Source organism: Rhodoferax aquaticus (assembly GCF_006974105.1).
GTDB lineage: Bacteria > Pseudomonadota > Gammaproteobacteria > Burkholderiales > Burkholderiaceae_C > Allorhodoferax > Allorhodoferax aquaticus_A.
Genome location: NZ_CP036282.1, coordinates 1,430,751 through 1,454,149 on the forward strand (window position 1 = coordinate 1,430,751; position 23,399 = coordinate 1,454,149).

A 23,399-nucleotide genomic window follows, 5' to 3' on the forward strand; every position below is an offset into this window, starting at 1 on the left:
AAGTGGGGCAAGTAAGACGAATGACCTAGTAGCGCGCAATGCTGGGGTCAACCTCGGCAGACCAAGCGTCAATGCCCCCCGCAATATTGACCACCACATCAAAGCCATTACGTTCTAAAAATGAGGCGACTTGCATGCTGCGCATGCCGTGGTGGCACAGGCATGCGACAGGCCGTGTGGGGTCGAGTTCAGAGAGTCTTGCAGGAATGCTGCCCATAGGAATGGTGATGAGCGCAAAACCGTCCGCTTTAACGCTGGCTACGGCAAGTTCATGAGGCTCGCGCACATCTAGCACGTAAGGCTCGCCTTGGGCACGTGCAGACAAGAGCCAGGAAGCAATGGCGTGAGGGCGGACTTGGGCAATCATGCAAATGTCACAGTCAAGAGGTTGATATCAGAACGTAAAGCGCGATGGCTCTGCAAAGTTAACCAAACGGGGGGCGCAGATGTCCCAAGGCTCTGTCGTGGTGAAGTTCGTTGCATCTTTGCGTGTCACCAAATGGGCGCGCATGATGGGCTCATCGCCCACAATGGCCATGAAGCGACCACCTACTTTGAGTTGCGATAACAACGCCTGCGGCACTTCACCGACCGATCCACTCAACACAATCACGTCAAATGGGCCGTCGGTTGCTGCGCCGTGGGATCCATCCGCGCAACGTACTTCTACTTGGGTGAGGCCCGCCTTTTGGACGTTGGCGCGCGCCATATCCGCCAGTTCGGGGATGATTTCTAGCGACAGTACATGCTGTGCGCGGTGTGCAAGCAAGGCCGCCATGTAGCCAGAGCCACTGCCGACTTCGAGCACCGTTTCGTGGGCTTGCACTTTCAGATCTTGCAGCATGCGGGCCTCCACTTTGGGGTTCAGCATGCATTGGCCGGCCGGTAAAGGCAATTCGATATCGGCGAACGCCAAGTCCCGGTGGGCCGCGGGAGCAAAGTCTTCGCGTTTAACTACGGACAACAGTTCCAAGATGTCTGCGTCCAACACATTCCATGGACGAATCTGTTGTTCGATCATGTTGAAACGGCTGTGCGCTATGTCGGTGAGGTTCATGTTATTTGCTTCGGAGTAAGGTGGAGGGATTGCCTTCAATTTTACTTGGCAGTGCTTGGCGATACGCCGAATAGTCGCTTGAACCATTGCGCCAAATCGTCCATATAGCAATACACCACGGGAACTACGACCAGGGTGAGTAAGGATGAAGTGATCACCCCCCCGATCACCGCTTGGCCCATGGGGGCACGCGTCTCTGAGCCTTCAGACAAGGCCAAGGCCAAGGGCACCATGCCAAACACCATCGCTAATGTGGTCATGAGAATCGGGCGCAAACGGACTTTGGCCGCCATCAGCAAGGCCTCGCTACGTTCCATGCCTTCTTCACGGGCCCGAATGGCAAAGTCCACCAACAAAATGGCGTTTTTGGTCACCAAGCCCATGAGCATCACCACGCCGATGACCGAAAACATCGACAGCGTGGAGTTGAACGCCAGCAGCGCCAGTACTACGCCAATCAAGGTCAGTGGGAGCGCCGTCATGAGTGCCAGAGGTTGCAAAAAGCTTTTGAATTGGCTCGCCAAAATCATGTAAATGAAAATGATGGCCAAGACGAGTGCAGAGATCGCGTAGGAGAAAGCTTCTGCCATGTCTTTGGTGGAACCACTGAACTTGTAGCTGTACCCGGGAGGCAGTTGAATACTGTCCATTGCCACTTTGATGTCGGCTGACACTTCACCCGCAGATCGACCCGATACGTTGCCGCTGATGGAGACTTCACGGGTCAGGTCACGGCGATTGATTTGGTTGGGGCCCGTAGATTCAGTCACCGTTGCTAGCTGGTTTAAACGCACTGTGCGCGAGCTTCCATCTGCATTGGTGCCCACGGTAAATGGCAAGTGTTCTAAGTCGCTGGCTTGCATTCGGGCGGTAGGTGCTAAGCGCACGTTAACGTCATACGTTTGGTCATCAGGCGCACGCCAATTACCTACCGTTTGCCCTGCCACCAGGGTCCGCAAGCTGTTGCCAATTTGGGTCACGCCCAAGCCCAGATCCGACGCCACATCGCGCTTGATCTGTACGTCCAAAGTGGGTTTGTTGGGCTTTACGCTTGAATCCAAGTCCACCAGTCCAGGCACATCACGCACTTTGTCCAAGGCAAGCGCAGTCAGGCGCTCTAACTCACGGGTGTCTGGGCCTTGGATTGAGAACAGGATTTGCTTTTGTCCGCCAACCGCATCCAACAGGCCTACGTGGGTGACCGTGATGCCTGGCACGCTGCGCAAGCGCTCACGCAGGCGAACGGACATGGCGTCAACGCTGAGCGTGCGGTCTTTGCGGTCTACTAATCGAATGTAAATACTGGCATATATTTTTCCTTGTGCGTTGCCCGTATTGAGCGTGGACAGCGTGTAACGCACTTCGGGGAATTCGCGGATGATGGCTTCTACTTGCCGCGTTTTGGCTTCGGTGACTTCTATCGAGGACCCAACGGGGGTGTTGAAGCTTAGCGATGTTTCGGAAAAATCCGACTTCGGCACAAACTCCGTGCCCAGCAAAGGAACCATTAACACGCTACCAACAAAAACGCCTACGGCCAACATGACCGTGGTCAGCTTGTGCGCCAAAGACCAGCGCAACAAGGTTTGGTAGGTGTCCGCCAACGCGTCAGTCGTTCGGTCAAACCACCCTGTAACTCTGCCGATCGATTTATCGTACCAAGTGACCGGGGGGCCTTTGCGTCCGTGGCTTTCGATGCTGGGGTCGTGCCACACACTGGAGAGCATGGGGTCGAGCGTAAAGCTGACAAACATGGAGATTAACACCGCTGCCACAATGGTGATGCCAAACTCGTGGAAAAACTTGCCGATGATCCCGCCCATAAACCCAATGGGTAGAAACACCGCCACGATAGACATGGTGGTGGCCAGCACGGCAAGACCAATCTCTTGCGTGCCTTCCAAGGACGCTTGGTAGACATTCTTGCCCATTTGCACATGGCGCACGATGTTTTCTCGCACCACGATGGCGTCATCAATCAAGAGGCCTACACACAAGCTCAAGGCCATCATGGTGATGAGGTTGATCGTGAAGCCAAAGAGGTACATGAAAAAGAAGGTGCCGATCAACGCAATCGGAAGGGTCAGGCCCGTGATGACCGTGGAGCGCCATGAGTTCAAGAACAAAAACACAATCAAGACGGTGAGCAGTGCACCCTCAATCAGCGTTTTGCGCACGTTATCGACGGAGACGCGAATCTGCCGGGAGCCATCGGTGATCTGCTCCAAACGCACGCCGGGAGGGAGCTGATTCTTCAGTTCGGACAGTGTTTTTTGCAGGCCGTCCACCACCGCGATGGTGTTTTCGTCTTGGGACTTTTGCACATTGAGTAGTAGCGTGCGCTGTCCGTTGTAAAGTGCCAAAGTTTCAAGCTCTTGGGCGCCATCGGCCACCCGTGCTACCTGCTCTAAGCGCACCGGCGCACCGTTCTTACGCGCCACGATGATCTTGCCAAAATCTTCAGGACGCTGCATGCGGGCCTGAATTTGAATGACCCGCTCCTGCTCAAGTGATCGGATGTTGCCGACCGGGAGATCTTGGTTTTCGTTGCGGACTGCGGCTACCACCTGCTCAGGGGTGATGCCGAAGGACTCCAGTGTCAGTGGATTGAGGTAAACATTGATTTCGCGTTTGGTGCCACCGACCACCGTGACAGAGCCCACGCCTCGCACGTTTTCCAAACGCTTCTTAAAGCTTTGCTCAGCCCAGTTCGTGAGCTCTACGGCATTGGGTGCTTTGGCAGTCGGGTTGCTGTTGTCAGGTAGCACCGCTACGGACCATATGGCACGGGCCGAAGGGTCAAAGCGCAAAACGCGAGGTTCTTTGACCTCTGAGCGCAGGTTCGGTTTGATCGACGCAACTTTTTCACGCACGTCGTCGGCCGCCTTGCGACCGTCAATGTGCAGGCCAAATTCAATGACTACGACTGCCTGACCTTCATAGCTGCGCGAAGTAAGTGCATTGATACCTGCGATCGAGTTGACACCTTCTTCGATCTTTTTAGAAACTTCGCTCTCTACAATTTCGGGCGAGGCACCAGGGTAGTCGGCAATGACCACCACCACAGGAAAGTCGATGTTAGGGAATTGGTCAACCTGAAGGCGTTGCACCGAGAACAGGCCCAATACCACCAAGGCCAGCATGACCATGGTGGCAAACACTGGGTTTTGAAGACTGACGCGAGTGAACCACATGGCTTACTTCGAACCTTGTGGCATTTCTACCAAGGTGCCTTCGCGTAACTTGCCAACTGTGCCGTTCAGAATTAATGCGTTTTCTTGAATGCCTTGGATGGCTACCACCGTTTGATCACCGCTGCGTCCACGCAAACCCACCTGCACGGTTTGATGGCTTACTTTGTCTTGGGCGATGACCTGAACGTAGGGTTGAGGTTTGTCGGTACGAACTGCTGAGAGTGGCACCGCCAATACTCGACTGCTGGCTGTTTGCAGGTTCCCTTGCGCAAACAAGCCTTGGCGCAGGCCGGCTTGTGGCGAAACGGTGAGGTAGACGAGTACGGCGCGACTGCCTGCTAATGCAGCTGGGTTAACACGTGCCACCTTGGCCTCCATTGGCTGAACCACGCCCTCTACGGTCAGGCTTGCGTTCTGACCGACCTGCACACCTACGGATTCCGCTGGGCTCAGGCTGGCTTCCATCTCCATTTGGCTGAGGTCCACAATTTCAGCAATGCGAACGTCAATGGCTACACGCTCTCCCGATTGGGCAAGGCGTTGAGACACTTGCCCTGAAATTGGGGCTCGCAAAATGGTGTCTTCTAATGATTTGGCAATGACATCGGTGCCAGCCTGGGCTGCCCGGTAGCTGGCTTCGGCACTTGCCAAAGCGGCCATGGATGTGTCCAAGGCAGTTTTGGAGATAAAGCCTTGTTCTACCAAAGAACGGTTGTTTTCAAAACTTCGTTTTGCAATGTCGACTTGGCCTTTAGCTGACTCTGCTTGTTGTTGTGCTTGTCGCAGCCGCGCTTGGACTTCAGTGGCGTCAATACGCCCTATGACTTGTCCCGCTTTCACATAGTCACCCTCGCGGACGGTGAAGGCCTGCAGCTCGCCGGCGACACGGGCTTTGACAAAGGCTGAGTTTGCAGCTTTGAGTGGGCCTGAGATTGCCAAGGTTTGGACCATATCCAGCTGTTGTGCGGCAAATACATCGTTAGCAACGAGTTTGACCTTGGTTTGCACCTTTTGAGCGTCTTGCTGGGCCTGAAGCGCCTGCTGCTTTTCTTTGCGGGCAGCCATTAAACGACCGATCGAAGCGGCCAACACAGCCACGACAATAGCCACAACTATCCATTTGATCCAGCGTTTCATCTTGTAATGTTTCAAGTGACTTGGGTGATTTGGCGGAGGAGTCTTAACGGCTCAGGCCAAACAAGACGGTTTCAGAAATAGTGGCAATGTACTCTTCGGGGTCTAACTGTTCGCTTGGTTCACAACAGGTTCCAAAGGAATGACGCCACGTTGCCAAGAACAGCATAGGCGCCAGCATGGTGTACACACCGTACTTCATGTTGATGGGTTTCACCTCTTTGCGCGCAATGCCGCGCTCCAAGATACGGGTTACAAGGACCGAGGCGGGGGTGATAACTTCTTGTTGGTAAAACGACGCTAACTCAGGAAAGTTGCTGGCTTCACTCATCATGAGTTTACAAATGGCGGAGATGGGTGTTGCCCCCACGTCGGACCACCATTGGCGCATAAATAGCTGAACCAGCTCGGCGGTGCTGCCTTCAAATGAGTCTAGTTTGGCGTGCCACTCAGGAAAGCGGCCGGAGATGTTCTCTCGAACTACCGCTTTGAATAGCTCGTCTTTGCTTCCAAAGTAGAGAAACAAAGTTCCTTTTGAAACACCAGCCCGTTTGGCAATTTCCTCAGCACGGGTTCCTGCAAACCCTTTCTCGACAAACAATTCCAGGGCGGCCGCCAGCAATTCACTGGGCCGGGCTTCCTTGCGGCGTTCGCGCTTGGCTTGCACACTGGCAACGATTTCGCAGAGAAGGGTGGGCTTTGACATGAGTTAATGACTGATTGGTTAGTAATTTAACCGCTCAGCTCTTGGGTGTCAAGGCGATGCCCCGCACTTCCCATGTCCATTGTGTAAAGTTATCGTGTCAGTTACTTGACTTGGTGAGTCAATACACCGAGGGCGTGTGCGCTAGCTGATCTGACCCAACGTCACTCCACCGGGGATGTGCATAACGCAGGGATGGCCCATGCGTTGCAGCGTTTCCAAAGCTTTGGCGCTGCGGTTGCCTCCACGGCAGACAAAAACCAGTGGTGCGCCGGTGTCTTCTAGCCAATGGTGGGCATAGCCCGTTAATTGACTCAGCGGGACGTTGATGGCACCCAAGGAATTTCCATCGACGCGTTCACTGGCAGCAAACTCAAAACTCTCTCGGACGTCCACTAGCTGGGCTCGTGGGTTGGCTTTTAAGAAAGCAGAGACTTCAGTGCCCAACAAGGTGGCACTGTCTTGGGTAGTGCTAGCCAAAGCTGGAGTTTGGGCATGTTCTTCTGCAAAAGCGGCCGCAATGAATATGCATTCGGGATCTAGTGATAGGCACACGGTGGTAGGCCCATGGTGCGCATCTGCTTGGGCCTCCCGAAAATTAGTGCTACCCAACAAGGGGGCGAGTTCATGGCCTTCGTTGAGGAATAGATACCTTGTTCCGAGCGTGGCGGATTGCGGCGTCAGAAAGTACGCCCAGCCGGCAGGCGTAGCAAACGAGGTCAGGGTATGACCTGCAAACTCACGCTCAACGCTACCGTGTCGTGTCCCATTCGTTTGTGCTTGCGCGCGAAGGGTTTGTGCGCACCTTGCATCTTCCGCGGCGGTGCTGAGCACGGCTTCCAACACAAAAGCTTGGCGTGCCAGCCAGTTGGAAATTGAGGTGAGTGTGGCGTCGTGCAGTGCTATAGCAATGCAGCGCTTCCGGGCGTTATCGAGTAGCAGCCAACTGGAAGCAGCATCGGCCCGAAACTGAAGTAGTTGCAGAGGAGCCTGTGCGTTGTTTGTTAGTGTCAATTGCCCCATGCTTTGGGCGATAGCGCCACAGTGCGCAATCCGCTGACAGGCTTCGTTAATAAATGCGTCCTCAACGATGGGTCCGAACGACATGCGCACGGCGGACGTGGTTCTCCATTGAGGCAGTCCCATGGCCTCCAAGACGTAGCTGGGTTGGGACTTGGCCGCAGAGCAAGCGCTGCCTGCACTCACCCGAACCCGAGCCGCATCAAACAAGTCGAGCAGTTCTTTGCTGCTAAGGCCGGGGACGGAAAAATTCAATGTTGTTGGCAGTGCGTAGGCAAAGGGGGTGTTAAACACCAGACCCGGGAATGCCTCAATCAAACTCGCGGCCAAGCGGTCGCGTGATCGCACCAATTGCGCATGTGTGCAAAACGTGTGGCCCGTTTCCAATGCATTGAGTACGGCTCCGAGGGCAGCAATGCCCACCGTGTTTTCCGTGCCAGCGCGCAGCCCTTCTTCTTGACCGCCGCCTTTCATTAATGGGGTAAACGGTGCCGAACTGCGTACATACAGCATGCCAATACCCTTGGGTGCATAGAGCTTGTGGCCTGAAAAAGGGGCGTAGTCGATACGGGTTTGGCTCAAAGCAAGGTCTAGCTTGCCTAGCGCCTGCACGCAGTCCACCATCCATAGCGCCTTGCTGTTGCTATCTACCAAGAGACGTTCTATACCCGGGATGTCAGACACCACGCCTGTCTCGTTGTTGGCTGCCATCGTGCACAGCATGGCGGTATCAGCAAGCCACTGCGACAGTAGGAGCAAGTCGTGGCGGCCATTGCCATCAACGGGCAGCGCCCGTAATTCCAAATGGAGTCCGAGTATTTCATTCCAATGGGTCAAGCTCTCTGGAACCGCTTTGTGCTCTGTGGCGCCATAGACCAACAATCGCCCAGTGGGTAGGCCGCGCGCTTGTTTGGTTTTTATGTCGCATAACGCCGACAAAACGGCCGTCTGAATGCCTTCAGTGGCGCCACTCATGAAAGCAAGTTGCCCTTCGCCCACCCCAAGAACACGCTGGGCGCACGCGCGTACTCCATCCATCAGCGCTTTTGCGCGGACTCCGGTGCCATGGGTACTGCTGGGATTGCCAAATAACGTGTCCATCGCTGCAACCGCCGCTTCTCTGGCAGCTGGCAATACAGGGGAGGTGGCATTGCCATCCAAGTAAATGTCGTGCTGCGATGGGGTCATGGTGTGGTCAGGCAATGGATGAACTGGTTTTGCTATTGCAGAGTTTAAGAACACACCTAGAGAAACTTATGCCAAACAATCCCCTCAATTGGCATAATTGATTAAAATTTTTCTACAGATAATTAAAAATGGAGAATATTTTTGCTTGATAGGATCGACAACCAGATATTGAGCTGTTTGCAGCGCGACGGAACCTTGTCCATCGCGCAACTGGGTGAACTGGTGGGCTTGTCTTCAACACCGTGTTGGAAGCGCTTGAAGCGGCTGGAAGAAGACGGGTTCATTGAGCGCCGAGTGGCACTTGTCAATCGCAGCCGAGCGGGTTTGCCGGTCACGGTGTTCGTGAGTATTAGGACCGCCGAACACGATGAGCAATGGCTGGCGCGATTTGCTGCCGCAGTCACTGCCATGCCTGAGGTGATGGAGTTTCATCGCATGAGTGGCGATGTGGACTATCTGCTCAAAGTGGTCACTACCAGCATTGATGGGTACGACCGGTTTTACAAAAAGCTCATCAAATCGGCGCAGCTATCAGGAGTTTCTTCTGCGTTTTCGATGGAGGAAATTAAATGCACTACGGCTTTACCCCTAGAGCTTGTTGGGGTACTTACCAAGCCAAGTTAAACATTCGCCTGTTAACCTGTGGGGAGGAGATGAATATGCAAAACAATTTGCAAACCATTACGTTGGGCGGCGGATGCTTTTGGTGCACGGAGGCCGTATTTGTTCAGGTGCAAGGGGTGCTCGATGTGGAGTCCGGCTACTGCAATGGGCACGTACAACAGCCCAGCTACGAGCAAGTTTGCACCGGCCGCACGGGGCATAACGAAGTCGTCAAGTTGGTGTTCGACCCTGCAGTGGTTACCTTGAAAGATATCTTGGAAATATTTTTCGTTATCCATGATCCCACGACATTGAATCGGCAAGGCAATGACACTGGAACCCAATATCGAAGCGGTGTTTACTACGCGCATGCAGACCAAGCCAAAGTAGCCCAAGAAGTCATTCTTGAAATGGCAGATAGCGGGGTGTACCGCCAGCCCATCGTCACTGAAGTCGTCCCTTTGGAAAACTACTGGGCAGCTGAGCAATACCACCAAGACTTCTTTGAACGCAACCCCGGGCAAGGTTATTGCATGGCAGTGGCGGCACCCAAGGTGGCGAAGTTCCGCAAGACATTTGCGCGGCTTCAGAAAGCCTGATATGCCTTTGACTTGCTTCGCGAGCGCTACTGTTTCTAAGGGTTAGACTGGTTTATGGCGACAAACAATACGAATGCTGGAATGCTGTCAAAGTTGGTAGGCTTCATGCGAAAGCCTGAGAAAGAGAACTTGTCGCAGCCAGATTCTGAAATGCAAGGCAACAGCGAGCAAAGCCGAGCGGCGCTCGCTCAGCGCATTGACCGTAAGCGGCAAGATGATCAAATTCGGCGTCGCGAGTTCAACTACTTGCGCAAGTTACGGGGCAATGCTTTAACCAATAGCACGCATGTTGCGGGGCGTCCTTCTGTCTTTCAGTCGAGTGTGGGTTCCAAGCCAGATGAACGGGCGATGACGATCAAGAAAATTGACGCCATTGAAGCGCATATGCACGACCACTGGATGGCTAAAAACAAATTGTCCAGCAATGCCCCTGTGCGATCTGCGCAATCGGTGAACCATGCAGAGATGAGTCCTGCTCTAGCGCAGGCAGCGGCGGCTCGAAAGCTAGAAATCGCGGCTTCCGCCAATGCAACCCCTATTGCAGTTGCAGAGCCTCCACGCCTTACCGCGCAAGTGCAGTCAGGGAGGGTTAACGCTTCCGAACGCAGTGCTTTTTTGCCAAGTTCTGGGCCGGCAGTAGATCCTCTGCCCGCGTCTGTGAAACCCGACCCTGTTGCACACCCCATACATATCGACGGGGCTCCTAGTGATTTTTCAAGCTCCAAGCTGATGACGACGGAGTTTGATGACGGTACTTCGGATACCGACCTACAAGACGCAGCCATTCGATTTGCAGAGGGCGACTATGCCGGTGCAGAAACCGCCCTGATATCGCTCATGCAGGCGCCTACAGCAAGTTCGGAAGCATCGCAGCGTTGCGCCTTGGCACTGTTTGATATGTACCGTGCGACAGGGCAAGAAACTAGCTTTGACGTGATCGCCATTGAGTACGCGCAGCGCTATGGCCTGTCGGCACCCGAGTGGTATTCCATTCCAGACTTGCTGGATCGCAAGACTTCGGTGTTTCAGACATCACCGGTCACCCCAGTGACTGGGGGCGCCGCTTGGATTTGTCCTACTGTGTTGGACGCCGCCGGGATGCGGAATTTGCAGCTCAGCATGGCCGGCAAAGGAGCAAGCAAACCATTGAATTGGGGTGGATTGCAGCGTATTGCAGCAGACGCTCTGCCGAGTTTGCGCAGCATCTTCTCGGACTGGTGTGCGCAAGTGGTTGAGCTTCAGTTTGTGGGTGTTGACGCCTTGCTGCAGCAGTTGGAAATCGCCACCCCGGTTGAAGCGCGCAGTGTGGATATGGACTGGTGGCTCCTGCGTATGGACGTGCTGTGTGTTCTGCGCAAGCAAGAGGCGTTTGATATGGCCGCCTTGGACTACTGTGTGACTTACGAGGTCTCACCACCCTCCTGGAAAAACCCACGCTGTACTTGCTCCTACGACACGCTGGAGGTCCAAGCTAGCGTCCACGGTGGGTTTGAATCCACTGCCTACGGGGCGCCTAGCGCATTGTTTTCAGATTCGCCCGCCTCGTCGTTCGCGGATAGTGGCATGGGCGACACTGCAAGGGTTGAGCTCAGTGGTGAAGTGTTAGGTGATGCCATGGACCTCTTAGATCCTTCAAGTAGTGGCATGTTGGGGCCTCAATATGTGCTCGTATCTTGCGCTAGGTTGGTTCGTGTGGACTTTTCCGCGGCTGGCAGTATCTTGAATTGGGTGGCTATGCGTGAAAGCCAAGGCTGCGAGGTGCAGTTTTCTGATATGTCGCGTTTGGTTGCTGTCTTCTTTAGAGTCATTGGCATAGATGCACACGCCCGAATCTCGGTGCGTACCAAATAGCTAAAAATCGCCAGGCGGTCTGTGCGGGTTGACCACAATGTTTGTTGCCATGCTACTCTTTTTATAGCGGCATCCGTAATATCGATGAGCGGCAGGGCGGGAAAGCTTGTCGCTCTACCTCAGGCACTGCTCTTGTTAGACACTGCGGTTTCTGGCCAGAGGGGGGTTCTTTGAGAAGTAGGCCTCAATGCCACGCATGATTGCGTCTGCCAAGTCGTTTTGGTACTTCTCACTGTTGAGCTTTACTTCTTCGGTCGGGTTGCTGATAAATGCGGCCTCTACCAGCACGCTGGGAATGTCGGGTGCTTTAAGCACTGCAAACGAGGCTTGCTCCACCTTGGCTTTGTGTAGTTTTCCTACGCGGCCAATGGCTCCCAACAGACTCTGACCAAGCTTCAGGCTGTCGTTGATTTGCGCGGTGGTGCTCATGTCCAACAACGCGCGTTGAACCGTAGCGTCTTTGGCCTTGACGTTTAAGCCACCGATCAGATCGGCTTTGTTTTCCTTGGCGGCCATCCAACGTGCTGCACTGCTAGAGGCACCGCCTTGGCTGAGCGCAAACACGCTGGCCCCCTGGGGTTGGGGGGTGAAAAAAGCGTCAGCGTGCAAGCTCACAAAAAGATCCGCTTGCACGCGTCTGGCCTTTTGTACGCGTACATGCAAAGGTACAAAAAAATCGGCATCCCGCGTCAGGTAAGCGCGCATCGCGTTGCCGTTGACGCTGGTGTTATTGATGCGTTCTCGTAGCAAATGGGCCAAGCGTAATACCACATCCTTTTCGCGGGTACCGCCTGGGCCTATGGCGCCAGGGTCTTCGCCACCATGTCCTGGGTCCACGGCAATGATGATTAAGCGCTCTGTAGAGGTTTCAGGCTTGCTCTCTGCTTGTCCAACGGCGCCCGCAGTCACAGCGGTACCTGCGCCTTTTTGCGTCGCAATGGGTGTTGCTTTTTCCGGTGCGTTGTTGGGTTTCGCGGCTGGCTTTTGCGTGTGTTGGGCAATGAGTTCATCCAACGGGTCCGCAAGTGGGGGGCTGTTACCAGATGCCGCAGCTTTATCGCTTAAGCGTTCTGCAATGAGCGCCTCTAGTGGATCGAGTTCCTGCACCGGGTACAGATCAAACACGAGCCGATGCTGGTAGGCAGCTACCGGGCTCAACGAAAAAACCTGGGGTCGAATGGGGTGTTTGAGATCTACCACCAAGCGCACCACACTAGGGGCAAACTGGCCCACACGAATCCCCGCAATATTGGGGTCATCGGCCTTGACTTTGGCCACAAGCTCCTTGAGTGCTGGGTTGAGGGAAATGCCTTCAATATCAACGGCAAGGCGAGGGGGACTGGGAACAAACTGTTGCCTGGCAATCAATGCGCCGTCGGATTCGATAGTTACGCGGGAGTACTCGGGGGCAGGCCAGACGCGGACCGTCACAATCGTCGCGCCCATGGCGATGTGAGCCGAACCTAGGCTGAGTACGATGGACCCGGTCTGTATGAATGTGCGCCGCTTCACGCCATGTCCTCATCTCCTACGCAGGCTGTCAGCAAAGAGTTACCGCGTCCAGTGTAGGCCTTAACGAGCACGTGGCGTGCACCCTCCAAATCGCTGGAAATCGTGATGTCGAGGTCTTGCAGGGGCAGCACCGTTGCAGCCTTGTCAGGCCATTCCACTAGTTTGAGGCCTGCGCCAGCAAAAATGTCGCGAAAACCAGCGTCTTCCCATTCGCGCGGGTCACTGAAGCGATAGAAGTCAAAGTGCCACGCGTTCAAATGGGGCAGGGTGTAGGCTTCTACTACCGCGTAGGTCGGACTTTTGATACGTCCTTGCACGCCCAAAGCCTGCAGTAAATGCCGCACCAAAGTGGTCTTCCCTGCCCCTAAGTTCCCTTGCAAGGTAATGAAAGCATCACCAATGGCCTGGGCTGTTGCCAGTCGAGTGGCAAAGCGTTGCGTTGCAACTTCATCGGCCCAAGACAGTGGGCGCTCAGCGTGAGCAGCGGTGCTTTCTACAATGGGAGCGTGACGATCAAAAGTACTCAATTCGATGGCAACCAATTGGTTTCTCATATTCAGGCATGGGCCCGGGAATTGGGATTCTCCCAAATTGGCGTGGCCGGTGTAAACCTTTCTTCTGCAGAGCTAGGGTTGCTTGCGTGGCTGGAGCATGGTTTTCATGGTGATATGGCCTATATGGAACACCATGGACTTAAGCGCGCCCGACCCGCAGAGCTTGTGCCGGGTACCGTCAGTGTGCTTACCGCGCGCATGGATTACTTGCCAAGCGCTACCGCCGCGGACTGGGTTTCCAAAGAGTTAGATGCCCTCACGCGTCCGTCCGAGGGAGTGGTGTCTCTGTACGCCCGTGGCAGGGACTACCACAAGGTGTTGCGTGCCCGCTTGCAAAAGCTGTGTGATCGCATTGCTGCACATGTGGGCCCCCTTGGTTACCGTGTGTTTACAGACTCAGCACCCGTGCTGGAGGTTGAGCTCGCCAGTCGAAGTGGCCAAGGGTGGCGTGGTAAACACACTTTGCTTTTAAATCGCAACGCGGGTTCCATGTTTTTCTTGGGAGAAATCTACGTGGATATAGCGCTACCTGAAAGCGATGCGGTAACGCAGCATTGCGGTAGTTGCACCGCCTGTATTGATATTTGCCCAACTCAGGCTATTGTGGGGCCAGGGCGTCTCGACGCGCGGCGCTGTATTTCTTACCTAACCATTGAGCATGCGGGGCCAATTCCGCACGATATGCGTGCCCTGATGGGAAACCATATCTATGGATGCGACGACTGCCAATTGGTCTGCCCTTGGAATAAATATGCCCAGCGCAGTACCTTGCCTGACTTTGACGCGCGCGACGGGTTATCGGGTCAAAGCTTGGCGACCCTCTTGGACTGGACTGAAGCAACGTTTCTTAAGCACACGGAAGGAAGCCCTATCCGCAGGATAGGACACGAACGATGGCTACGCAATGTGGCTGTAGCTATGGGCAACGCGTTCTCAACACAGCCTGAAACCGTGCACGTGGGGGCCATGGAGGAAGCGCTGAGACGCAGGTTGCACCACTCGAGTGCGTTGGTCCAGGAGCATGTGCAATGGGCTTTGGCTCAGCGGGATGCCTGTGTCCCGACTACTGCTGGCACTTAACGAAAGAAAAAGCCCTTGTAAGACTCACGCTTAACGCTAAAAAATTTGCCCAAAAAAAGCATGTAGCGCCTGCTGCAGTTAGAGCAGCGGAACTTTTTGCTACTGGCTAGTAGCTTCATCCAAGGGGATCTGGCGGTGCGCCGCAAAGCCATGCCACAGTGTGGGCATGGCAGTTGCACATCGTTGGTTTGAAATTCCGAATCGTTATCCATTTTCTCTCCCTGTCTATGATTCACTTAAGTGATATTTTTTGTAGACGTCGTAAGCGGTGTAGTGCCATCACTTCGCCTAACCCACCAAGTATAGCGAAGGCTACAGCAACAATTGTGCCAATTTGAGGGCGTTTAGATTTCAATGATCGCCAACGGCTCAAGCCAGTTGTCCTCGAAGAGCTTATCCAATAAGCGTTGTAAACCAAGAATTTGAAAGAGCATGGTTACCTCATGGAGTTTGGTTAAACACCGAGCCAATGTAGATAGCCAATGTGACGAAATCGTGGCAGTTGGTCTCAGATAACGATTGGTGTGGGTCAATTGCTACGGTATGCTCGTCCGCCATTACCAAGGGGCTGCATTGCTACGCGATAAGTTAACTGAACTGGTGGAGTTAGAGCGCATCTTGCAGCTCGCGGGCGACCGGGCGGAGGTGCGGGTAGTTCAAGAAGTGGAGTGCTGGGGCAATCGCTTACCCGTCTACGCCATCACACTGGGCAACCCCAGCCCGGATGTCCCTGCAATCGGTTTTTTTGGAGGCGTGCACGGCTTGGAGCGTATTGGTGCAGAGGTCGTGCTGGCATTTCTGAATAGCCTGCTCATCCGCTTGGGATGGGACCATACTTTGCATCATCAGCTCGAGTCCTTGCGCTTAGTGTTTATGCCTTTGGTGAATCCAGGCGGGTTGCTGCAAGGCACCCGTGCAAATCCAAATGGGGTTGATTTGATGCGCAATGCGCCTGTCGATGCGGTGGAGCGTGTGCCGTCGTGGGTAGGGGGGCAGCGTGTCAGCCCCAGACTGCCTTGGTACCGAGGGCGCTTGGGTGAGCCTATGGAGGCCGAGAGTCAAGCCTTGTGCTCGGTGGTTGATCAGGAGCTGTTGTCTCGCAAATTTAGTATTTCAGTCGATTGTCATTCAGGCTTTGGGTTGAGCGATCGCTTGTGGTTCCCGTTCGCGCACACCCGCCAGCCTTTCCATCACTTGGCTGAGATGCATGCGCTCAACGAAATCTTTCAAACCACGCATAGTCATAACCAATACATCTTTGAGCCCCAAAGTCTCCAGTACCTGACCCATGGAGATTTATGGGACTACTTGTATTTGCGATCAAGACAGAACCCTGATCGCATTTTCTTGCCCTTGACTCTGGAAATGGGTTCGTGGCTTTGGATTAAAAAGAACCCGAGGCAATTGTTCAGCCGTCACGGGTTTTTCAATCCGCTGATTGAGCATCGCCAGCAGCGCGTGTTGCGCCGCCACATGGGGCTTCTTGACTTTATGGCTCGGGCTGCGTGCAGCGCACCATCCTGGCTACCCATAGATGAGCCCCAGCGTAGGCAGCAGCATGTGCAAGCGCTCCAGCAGTGGTACTGAGGGAAAACCTATTGCGCAAGAGGCCTAAGTAACCCTAGAGCAAACGGGAGGCTCACTACACCCAAAAGCGTGGACAGTGTGACTAAGCCCGCGACGTAAGCACCGTCATAGCCCATGCGGGCAGCGAGCACATAGCAACTCGACGCTGTGGGTAGGGCCGAAAACGCTAATAGCACGGTGGTTTGGGTGGTGTCAAGCGCAAATAGGTATGCCATTCCGAGCGCAACCAGGGGTAGCAAAAAATGCCGGATGGAAAGCACCGCGATTGCCAATGCTTTGCCTTTTGCTAGTGCCCCTAGTTGCATGCCAGCACCCGCAGCCATCAGGCCCAAGGCGAGGGACGCTGCGCCCAAGCGTGATACCGTCGGTTCAAGCCATGTCGGAAGCACGAAGCCCATTAGATTGGCGGCAAGTCCCGACGCAGTGGCAATGATGAGAGGGTTTCGCACAAGTTCGCGCAGAAACCCTGCGTTGCCTTGTTTTGCCATGGGCCAAACCGCAGCCACGTTGAACAGAGGTACGCAAACGCCAATCAACACAGCAATTAGAGAAAGGCCTTGGGGGCCTGCGACTCGATCAGCAATGGCGAGGCCAATAAAAGAGTTAAAGCGAAACGCCACCTGGGCGCTGGACGCGTGGTCTCGCCGATCGATATGCGTGGCGAGTCCGGGCAGGTGGGGCAACACATACGCCAATGCGATGCCAGACAAGCCCATAGCCCAGCCTGCGCCTATGAGGCTTGAAGCTGCGTCGAAGTCCAAGGGGCTTTTTACGATGGAGTGAAACAACAACACCGGAAACAAGAGGTAATACACCAGTACCTCCACCTGTCCCCAAACCGCGCGGTTGAGTGCGGTAAACCGACAAATCAGGTAGCCACACAAGATGAGGGAGAAGTCTGGGAAAAGAAGCTGGGCGTAGTTCACACGAGGAGAATAGCAGCTTGGCTACCCTGGGAGGGGTATCTACCTAGCTGCCAGGCTGCATGAGTCCCGTTTATTTGGCAGATAGTACTGAAAATAGTGTCATGGGCAAGCGCCCAATTTATAGGAGACTCTTCATATGTTTAGACGTACCTTGCTGGCCCTTAGCATGGCTGGCATTTCTGGAATGGCCTTTGGACAAGCCTATCCCAATAAGCCCATTAAGTTGCAAGTGCCCTTCGCCCCCGGTGGCACCACCGACATCATCGCGCGGGTGATCGCCGAGCCATTGGCCAAAGCCTTGGGGCAAAGCGTTGTGGTTGAAAACAAGGCGGGTGGTGGTGGCGTCGTGGGCGCGAACGAAACTGCCAAGTCTGCCGCTGATGGCTACTCCTTGGGTATGGCGACGGTGTCTACCGTGGCTTCCAACCCCGCGATCAATCCTAAAAATCCGTACAACCCGCTGACGGATTTCACACCCATTGTCAATATCGCTGCTACCCCTAACGTGATTGCAGTACATCCCAGCTTTCCCGCAAAAGACTACAAAGGGTTCTTGGCAGAGGTGAAAAGCCGGCCTGGTTTGTACTCATTTTCGTCGTCTGGAACGGGCGGAATCGGCCACTTGCAGATGGAGTTGTTCAAGAGTTTGACCGGCAGTTTCATTACCCACATTCCCTACCGAGGTGCAGGCCCCGCGCTGAACGACACGGTAGCGGGCCAGGTCTTGATGACGTTTGACAATATGCCGTCTGCATTGCCGTTCATTCAATCTAACCGATTGGTGCCTATCGTAGTCGCTGCGCCGCAGCGTCTTGCGCAGTTACCCAATGTGCCCACCTTCAAGGAGGTCGGTCTAGAGCCCGTCAACAGGATGGCGTTCTATGGCATTTATGGACCTAAGGGCTTGCCGAAAGAGGTCGTTGACAAGGTGAATGCCGCAGTGCGTAAGGCGTTGGAAGACCCTGCCGTGAGAAAGCGGATTGAAGATACAGGTTCCTTGGTGATTGGCAACACCCCCGAGCAGTTTGCGGCGCAAATCAAGTCTGAATACGAGGTTTACAAAAAGGTCGTGGATTCAGCAAAACTGCGTTTGGAATGAGCCCACAGGAGTTGGAAAACCAGGCGTGCATTGATGGTTTTATCGATGCACTCTGGTTGGAGGCTGGTTTGTCCAAAAACACGCTAGAGGCATACCGCAGAGACTTGACCCAGTTCGTGCGTTGGAATTCGGCTTGCGGGCTCAATGCGGTGAGCGAGCAGCATTTGCAGGCGTACTTTGCGCACAATCATGCACAGAGCAAGGCCACTACAGCCAATCGGCGCCTCACCGTGTTTAAACGCTACTTTCGGTGGGCTTTGCGCGAAGGTAAAGTGCTAGTGGATCCCACCTTGAAGCTGCAGGCTGCGCGCCAGGCACTGAGGGTGCCAAAAACCCTGACAGAGGCGCAAGTGCTTGCCTTGCTCCACGCGCCAGACACAACAATGGCTCTAGGGGTGCGCGATAGAACCATGTTGGAGCTCATGTACGCCAGCGGCTTGCGGGTGAGCGAGTTGGTAACGCTTAAAACCTTGAACTTGGGCCTCAACGACAACGTGTTGCGCGTTACGGGAAAAGGCACCAAGGAGCGCTTGGTCCCCTTTGGAGAGGTAGCAAGTCAATGGTTGCGCAAGTATCTGGCGGGCGCTCGCGCAGAGTTGCTTGCCGGAAAGCAAACCACGGACTTGTTTGTCAGCAGTAAAGGTCGTGACCCGGGATCTGCGATGACGCGTGTGATGTTTTGGATGCTAGTCAAGAAGTACGCGCTGCACGCGGGGATTTTGGTGCCACTGTCCCCACATACACTGCGCCATGCGTTTGCGACGCATTTGCTCAACCATGGGGCGGACTTGCGTGCCGTTCAAATGCTGTTAGGGCACGCAGATATTTCGACGACGACGATCTATACCCACGTGGCACGTGAACGACTGTCTCACATTCATGCGCAACACCACCCACGCGGCTAGCGCCTACTCTGAAAACTGGCGCTTGGTTCGCCGGATGCCCTAGGTCAGTGCCTCCGCCCAAGCCAAAGCGTCTAGATGTGCGCCGTTGATTTGCTTGCTGCTTAGATTCAAAGTAGCGGCAGCTTCCGCAAAAGTTGCGTCATCCCCTGTTTCGCAGGCGACGGCCAATCGCAGGTAGGCGGCGAGGGGGCCCGTGTTCTCAAGCAGGGCTGCACTGACGTTGTCTGGTAGGTTGAGTGCGCTCAATGCAGCTTGCATGGGCACACCCAGCATGGTGTCTAGTAGGGAAAAAACCCCTACTACGAATGCGTGGTCGGAGTCTTCTGCCGCCAGAGTTTCTGCCGCCAGTAGTTCCATGAGTCGGCCTCGAACGACGGCGGTTGTGCCTACCGCAGGCAGCGCATCCCCTGGTTGTGAGGTTGTCATGAGCAAGGCGGCCCACTTGAACAAACGGTTCAGCCCTAGCAGCATTACGGCATGCTTGAATGACGTGACTTCCGTGCGCATGCCAAAACTGGCCGAGTTGATGAACTTCAGAAGGTTGAACGACAGAGATGGGTTGCGCTTGAATACCTCTTCAATTTCATGCGTACTGGCTTGCTGGCGAACCAGATTGATCAAATGCAATATGGCAGCTTGCGCTGGGCGAATCTTTTGACCCTGAATGAGTACCGGTTTGGAAAACCAGTAGCCTTGAAACAGTCGGATGCCCAGTGCACACGCTGCCTCATATTGCTCTGCAGTTTCTACCTTCTCCGCAATGAGTTGCGCGGACGAGCGTGCCTGGGCTAGGTTGACATAGCTTGCTAAGGTGCTTGGCTTTACCACCGCGAGGTCGATCTTGATAAATGAGGCCAAGGGCAACCATGTCTCGTACGAGCGAGTTAGCGCGGAATAGTCAAATGCGAGACGAAAGCCTCGTTTGGTGATTTCTTGCAATCGCACCAAGCGGGTTTGAATTTGCTCCAGCTCAGTCACTCCCAGTGGGGGAATTTCTAGCACCACGTTATCTGGAGTTACCAAGTCTAGGTGGCCGCCAGCAAGGGTGTCATGGGTGCAGTTGATGAAGATCGTTTTTTTGCCACTTAAAAATTCGCTATCAGCGGCTGACAATGCGTTGAAGAGCAGTTGCGCATCTGACGCAGCGGTATGCCTGTGTGGTGCAACAGAGCGGTCAAACAGTTCATACCCAAATACGGCCCGATGTTGATCCAACACAGCTTGGCGCGCGATCATGAGTGGCGCTGTTTGGGTGACCGCGGTGTTTGCGTTATCCGGAGGGTGTGTATTCATTGCGCTTACGGGTTACCAATTGTCAAGTCTAGAGTTCAGGGCAGCTTTGCATGGGCCCATTGAACTATGCGGTTAACGCTTGCAGCTCGGCGGCAGTGAACCCCGCTTGTTGGCGTGCCTCCAGATTGTGCGGTGGTTTGGGGCGCGGCGCTCTGTGGGCAATGACGGCTTGCCTGTGAAACTCTAAAGGGTCGTGTCCGTCGCGTTGGCATAGCCATGCATACCAGCGGTTTCCGATGGCAACATGCCCCACCTCTTCTTTCAGAATAAGGTCCAAAATCGCGACAGCTTCAAGTGCGGAAGGTGTGCCAACTTTTCGTAACTTGTTTTGGACTAAAGGAGTGGCATCAAGTCCCCGCGCCTCTAAGGTGCGTGGCACTAACGCCATGCGCGCAATGATGTCATCTTGCGTGGACCGGCAAATGGTCCACAGCCCGTCATGGGCATCAAAATCGCCATAGTCGTAACCCAGCGTTTGCAAATGCGCGCGAAGCAGCAAGAAGTGCTTGGCCTCTTCTTGGGCCACTCCAGCCCAATCCACATAGAAGGCATCTGGCATACCTGTAAACCGCCAAACTGCATCTAAAGCTAAGTTGATTGCATTGAATTCGATGTGGGCAATCGAGTGAATGAGAGAGGCGTGACCCAGTGGTGTAAATGGCGAGCGTTTGGGTACGTCTTGCGGAGGCACGATGCGAGGTGTATCCGGCAATCCCGGCAAATCTAAGCGAGGAAACTGTGTGAGGCTTTCAATCGCAAGCGTTGCTCGCGAGTCCCACATCGCCTGAGTGGCAAGTGCTTTCTCTATGGGGTCCTGCATGCCAAAAGCATGGTAGGCGCTGTGTCTCAGTTGCATACGTACAATTCTAGGCTTTTTGACCCAAGGAGATCGTGATGGCTATCTACGAGTTGGATGGGGTTGCCCCCTACGTCGCCCCATCGGCTTGGGTCGCTGACAGCGCACAAGTCATGGGCAAAGTCACACTTGCAGACGATGTGAGCATTTGGTTTGGGGCCATCGTCCGTGGGGACACCGATGTCATCACAGTGGGGCAGGGAAGCAATATTCAAGATGGCAGCGTTTTGCACGCTGACTTTGGCAAGCCACTGCAAATCGGTGCCCACGTTACCGTAGGCCACAAAGTCATGTTGCATGGCTGCACTGTAGGTGACGGTTCGTTGATTGGTATTGGTGCAGTGGTCCTCAACGGAGCAGTCATTGGAAAAGGCTGTATCGTCGGAGCTGGTGCGCTCGTGACCGAAGGCAAGGAATTTCCCGACGGCAGCATGATCATTGGCAGCCCCGCTAAGGCGGTTCGTGCACTGAGCGCGGAGCAACAGGCAGCTTTGCAAATGAGTGCTGCGCATTATGTTGAAAACGCGCGACGCTTTAAGAATGGGCTGAAGAAGACTGGATAAGCCAGAGAGCGCCCCCATGTACAGCGGCCTGAATGGAGATATAGATGTCTGAATTGCACAAGTTTATTTTTGATGGCCTTCCGGTGCGAGGCATATTGGTTCGATTAACGGACACTTGGACTGAGATACTTGCGCGGCGAGCGAGTAGCACTACCACCGGGGCGTATGCCCAGCCGGTGCGCGAGATGCTGGGGGAAATGGTGGCGGCGGCTTCACTGATGCAGTCCAACATCAAATTTGATGGGGCGTTGGTCTTACAGATTTTTGGTGATGGGCCAGTGAAGTTGGCTGTTGTAGAGGTGCAGGCTGATGCCTCATTGCGTGCAACAGCTACGGTTGCGCATAAGGTGGAACAGGGCGCTAGTCTTTCACAGATGGTGAATGTTTCGAATGAAGGGCGCTGTGCGATTACTTTAGACCCGCGCATGAAATTCCCTGGGCAGCAACCCTATCAAGGCGTCGTCCCCTTGTTTGACGACCATGGAAAGCCTATTGAAAACCTCAGTGCGGTGCTGGAGCATTACATGCTGCAAAGCGAGCAACTCGACACCACTTTGGTGCTGGCTGCGGACGAGAAGATAGCCGCTGGGCTTTTGATTCAACGCCTACCTATGCAAGGGAGTGCCAACTTAGCCGGCAGCATGGTCGCCAAAGAAAACGAAGACCAAATAGGCCGTAATGAGGATTACAACCGTATAGCCATTTTGGCGAGCAGCCTAAAAAAAGAGGAGTTGTTAAGCTTAGATGCAGACACCATACTGCGCCGCTTGTTCTGGGAGGAGCAAATCACCCGCTTCGAACCTGCCGCCGGTGACAATGCGCCGCGCTTTGCATGCAATTGCAGCCGAGAGCGCGTGGCGCGAATGATCGTGGGATTGGGGCGCGAAGAGGCTGAGGACATTCTCAGCGAGCGCGAAACCATTGAAGTGGGCTGCGAGTTTTGTGGAGTTCAATACCGATTCGATGCGGTGGACGCGGCTCAACTATTCACCGACCCCGCCCAAGCAGTTTCAGGGGACTCCAAAGCCCACTGATCCTTGTGATGTGAGGGTCGAGAAAATGCGGAACTCACATGCTGGATCAGAGCAGTTGTTGCACGTCCACTGCCAACAAGCTGGTTGGCTTTTCGCTTCTTGGCAAGCGGAATGCTGCGCAATGGCCTTCAAGGCATTGTCCAAGCGATTGGTGCCCACGCCATAGATAAGGCTGTAATGGATGCGGTGTAGCCCTAACACTTCACGTAATCGCATATCTATGCGCTCTCGCCCTTGCGGGCTGTCACGTTGTATGCCGTCAGCAATCCACGGCAAGTCCAGTCCGGTCACTAGTGTGAGGTCCATCTCACGGTGTGCACTCAATGCAGGCCCGTACAGAGTGGAGTCGCTAAACAAAACATCGCTATAGATGGCAGTCATCAGGGCTGTGGTGTCAGCGATCACATACTTCTGACGACGGGATGCCTGTATCCTGAGGGTCTGCTCTTGCGCAATAGACCATTGCTCAGTTGGCGCGGGAGTTCGTTGGTGCTTAGAACACCATTCTCGCAAGGCCTCAGCAACCCAAATGGCGCTGCCAGCAGGCTGATCGAGTGCCCCAAAAAGTGCGCGGGCGAGCTCGGTTTTGCCGGTGGACTCCGCTCCAAGTATTGCAATCTTCATTGCAGGGATTGGGTTTG

The 23,399-nt window shown here is 54.5% G+C and carries 21 protein-coding genes; 9 read left to right on the forward strand and 12 right to left on the reverse strand.

Features of this window, described 5'->3' with window-relative positions; translation table 11 throughout:
* Positions 1–25 precede the first annotated feature (25 nt).
* The 6 genes from EXZ61_RS06730 to EXZ61_RS06755 all read right to left on the reverse strand — a co-directional run bounded on the left by EXZ61_RS06730 (position 26) and on the right by EXZ61_RS06755 (position 8,296).
* Positions 26–367 carry a rhodanese-like domain-containing protein gene (locus EXZ61_RS06730; protein ID WP_142810265.1) on the reverse strand — a complete coding sequence of 114 codons (342 nt, stop codon included), beginning with the start codon at positions 365–367 and terminating at the stop codon, positions 26–28.
* Positions 368–394: 27 nt separating this feature from the next.
* On the reverse strand, positions 395–1,057 hold the full coding sequence (locus EXZ61_RS06735) for a protein-L-isoaspartate O-methyltransferase family protein (protein ID WP_142810267.1): 663 nt from the start codon (positions 1,055–1,057) through the stop codon (positions 395–397).
* Positions 1,058–1,098: 41 nt separating this feature from the next.
* Entirely contained in the window at positions 1,099–4,251 is a 3,153-nt protein-coding gene (locus EXZ61_RS06740) for an efflux RND transporter permease subunit (protein ID WP_142810269.1), read from the reverse strand.
* Between the two features lie 3 nt (positions 4,252–4,254).
* On the reverse strand, positions 4,255–5,388 hold the full coding sequence (locus EXZ61_RS06745) for an efflux RND transporter periplasmic adaptor subunit (protein ID WP_142810271.1): 1,134 nt from the start codon (positions 5,386–5,388) through the stop codon (positions 4,255–4,257).
* A gap of 43 nt (positions 5,389–5,431) precedes the next feature.
* Positions 5,432–6,091, reverse strand: coding sequence for a TetR/AcrR family transcriptional regulator (locus tag EXZ61_RS06750; protein WP_142810273.1), 660 nt, complete (start codon positions 6,089–6,091; stop codon positions 5,432–5,434).
* Positions 6,092–6,232: 141 nt separating this feature from the next.
* On the reverse strand, positions 6,233–8,296 hold the full coding sequence (locus tag EXZ61_RS06755; protein ID WP_142810276.1) for an aminotransferase class V-fold PLP-dependent enzyme: 2,064 nt from the start codon (positions 8,294–8,296) through the stop codon (positions 6,233–6,235).
* 141 nt (positions 8,297–8,437) lie between these two features.
* On the opposite strand from EXZ61_RS06755, the gene EXZ61_RS06760 reads away from it, so the two are divergent.
* The 3 genes from EXZ61_RS06760 to EXZ61_RS06770 all read left to right on the forward strand — a co-directional run bounded on the left by EXZ61_RS06760 (position 8,438) and on the right by EXZ61_RS06770 (position 11,349).
* A complete protein-coding gene (locus EXZ61_RS06760) occupies positions 8,438–8,920 on the forward strand; it encodes an Lrp/AsnC family transcriptional regulator (RefSeq protein ID WP_178084840.1) in 483 nt (160 codons plus the stop codon).
* 35 nt (positions 8,921–8,955) lie between these two features.
* Positions 8,956–9,498 carry a peptide-methionine (S)-S-oxide reductase MsrA gene (gene msrA, locus EXZ61_RS06765; RefSeq protein ID WP_142810281.1) on the forward strand — a complete coding sequence of 181 codons (543 nt, stop codon included), beginning with the start codon at positions 8,956–8,958 and terminating at the stop codon, positions 9,496–9,498.
* 105 nt (positions 9,499–9,603) lie between these two features.
* Positions 9,604–11,349, forward strand: a complete 1,746-nt coding sequence (locus EXZ61_RS06770; protein WP_142810284.1) for an STAS domain-containing protein — start codon at positions 9,604–9,606, stop codon at positions 11,347–11,349.
* Between the two features lie 135 nt (positions 11,350–11,484).
* Here EXZ61_RS06770 and EXZ61_RS06775 read toward each other — a convergent pair whose 3' ends face one another.
* A complete protein-coding gene (locus tag EXZ61_RS06775; protein WP_237219113.1) occupies positions 11,485–12,861 on the reverse strand; it encodes an N-acetylmuramoyl-L-alanine amidase in 1,377 nt (458 codons plus the stop codon).
* Positions 12,858–13,415 (reverse strand): tRNA (adenosine(37)-N6)-threonylcarbamoyltransferase complex ATPase subunit type 1 TsaE, encoded by a 558-nt coding sequence (tsaE, locus tag EXZ61_RS06780; protein ID WP_142810286.1) that lies wholly within the window; start codon positions 13,413–13,415, stop codon positions 12,858–12,860. The genes EXZ61_RS06775 and tsaE overlap by 4 nt, the downstream gene beginning before the upstream one ends.
* On the opposite strand from tsaE, the gene queG reads away from it, so the two are divergent.
* Together queG and EXZ61_RS06790 are read left to right on the forward strand one after the other, a co-directional pair.
* Positions 13,368–14,495 carry a tRNA epoxyqueuosine(34) reductase QueG gene (gene queG / locus EXZ61_RS06785; RefSeq protein ID WP_237219114.1) on the forward strand — a complete coding sequence of 376 codons (1,128 nt, stop codon included), beginning with the start codon at positions 13,368–13,370 and terminating at the stop codon, positions 14,493–14,495. The two genes, tsaE and queG, sit on opposite strands and share 48 nt — an antisense overlap.
* A gap of 543 nt (positions 14,496–15,038) precedes the next feature.
* A complete protein-coding gene (locus EXZ61_RS06790) occupies positions 15,039–16,082 on the forward strand; it encodes a M14 family zinc carboxypeptidase (RefSeq protein WP_142810288.1) in 1,044 nt (347 codons plus the stop codon).
* Between the two features lie 8 nt (positions 16,083–16,090).
* Here EXZ61_RS06790 and EXZ61_RS06795 read toward each other — a convergent pair whose 3' ends face one another.
* Positions 16,091–17,008 carry an AEC family transporter gene (locus tag EXZ61_RS06795; protein ID WP_142810290.1) on the reverse strand — a complete coding sequence of 306 codons (918 nt, stop codon included), beginning with the start codon at positions 17,006–17,008 and terminating at the stop codon, positions 16,091–16,093.
* Between the two features lie 136 nt (positions 17,009–17,144).
* On the opposite strand from EXZ61_RS06795, the gene EXZ61_RS06800 reads away from it, so the two are divergent.
* Both EXZ61_RS06800 and xerD read left to right on the forward strand, forming a co-directional pair.
* Complete coding sequence (locus EXZ61_RS06800; protein WP_142810292.1) at positions 17,145–18,107, forward strand: tripartite tricarboxylate transporter substrate binding protein BugE; 963 nt, start codon at positions 17,145–17,147, stop codon at positions 18,105–18,107.
* Positions 18,104–19,012: a site-specific tyrosine recombinase XerD gene (gene xerD / locus EXZ61_RS06805; protein WP_142810293.1), complete on the forward strand. Its 909-nt coding sequence runs from the start codon at positions 18,104–18,106 to the stop codon at positions 19,010–19,012. Before EXZ61_RS06800 ends, xerD begins: the two co-directional genes overlap by 4 nt.
* Positions 19,013–19,051: 39 nt before the next feature.
* On the opposite strand, the gene EXZ61_RS06810 is transcribed toward xerD, so the two are convergent.
* Entirely contained in the window at positions 19,052–20,305 is a 1,254-nt protein-coding gene (locus tag EXZ61_RS06810) for an EAL and HDOD domain-containing protein (RefSeq protein WP_142810295.1), read from the reverse strand.
* A 64-nt stretch (positions 20,306–20,369) separates the two neighbouring features.
* Positions 20,370–21,161, reverse strand: coding sequence for a ferritin-like domain-containing protein (locus EXZ61_RS06815; protein WP_142810298.1), 792 nt, complete (start codon positions 21,159–21,161; stop codon positions 20,370–20,372).
* A 38-nt stretch (positions 21,162–21,199) separates the two neighbouring features.
* On the opposite strand from EXZ61_RS06815, the gene EXZ61_RS06820 reads away from it, so the two are divergent.
* Positions 21,200–21,724: a gamma carbonic anhydrase family protein gene (locus EXZ61_RS06820; protein ID WP_142810300.1), complete on the forward strand. Its 525-nt coding sequence runs from the start codon at positions 21,200–21,202 to the stop codon at positions 21,722–21,724.
* Between the two features lie 44 nt (positions 21,725–21,768).
* Complete coding sequence (gene hslO / locus EXZ61_RS06825; RefSeq protein WP_142810302.1) at positions 21,769–22,758, forward strand: Hsp33 family molecular chaperone HslO; 990 nt, start codon at positions 21,769–21,771, stop codon at positions 22,756–22,758.
* Here hslO and EXZ61_RS06830 read toward each other — a convergent pair.
* On the reverse strand, positions 22,735–23,382 hold the full coding sequence (locus EXZ61_RS06830; RefSeq protein WP_142810304.1) for an AAA family ATPase: 648 nt from the start codon (positions 23,380–23,382) through the stop codon (positions 22,735–22,737). The two genes, hslO and EXZ61_RS06830, sit on opposite strands and share 24 nt — an antisense overlap.
* Positions 23,383–23,399: the final 17 nt, after the last annotated feature.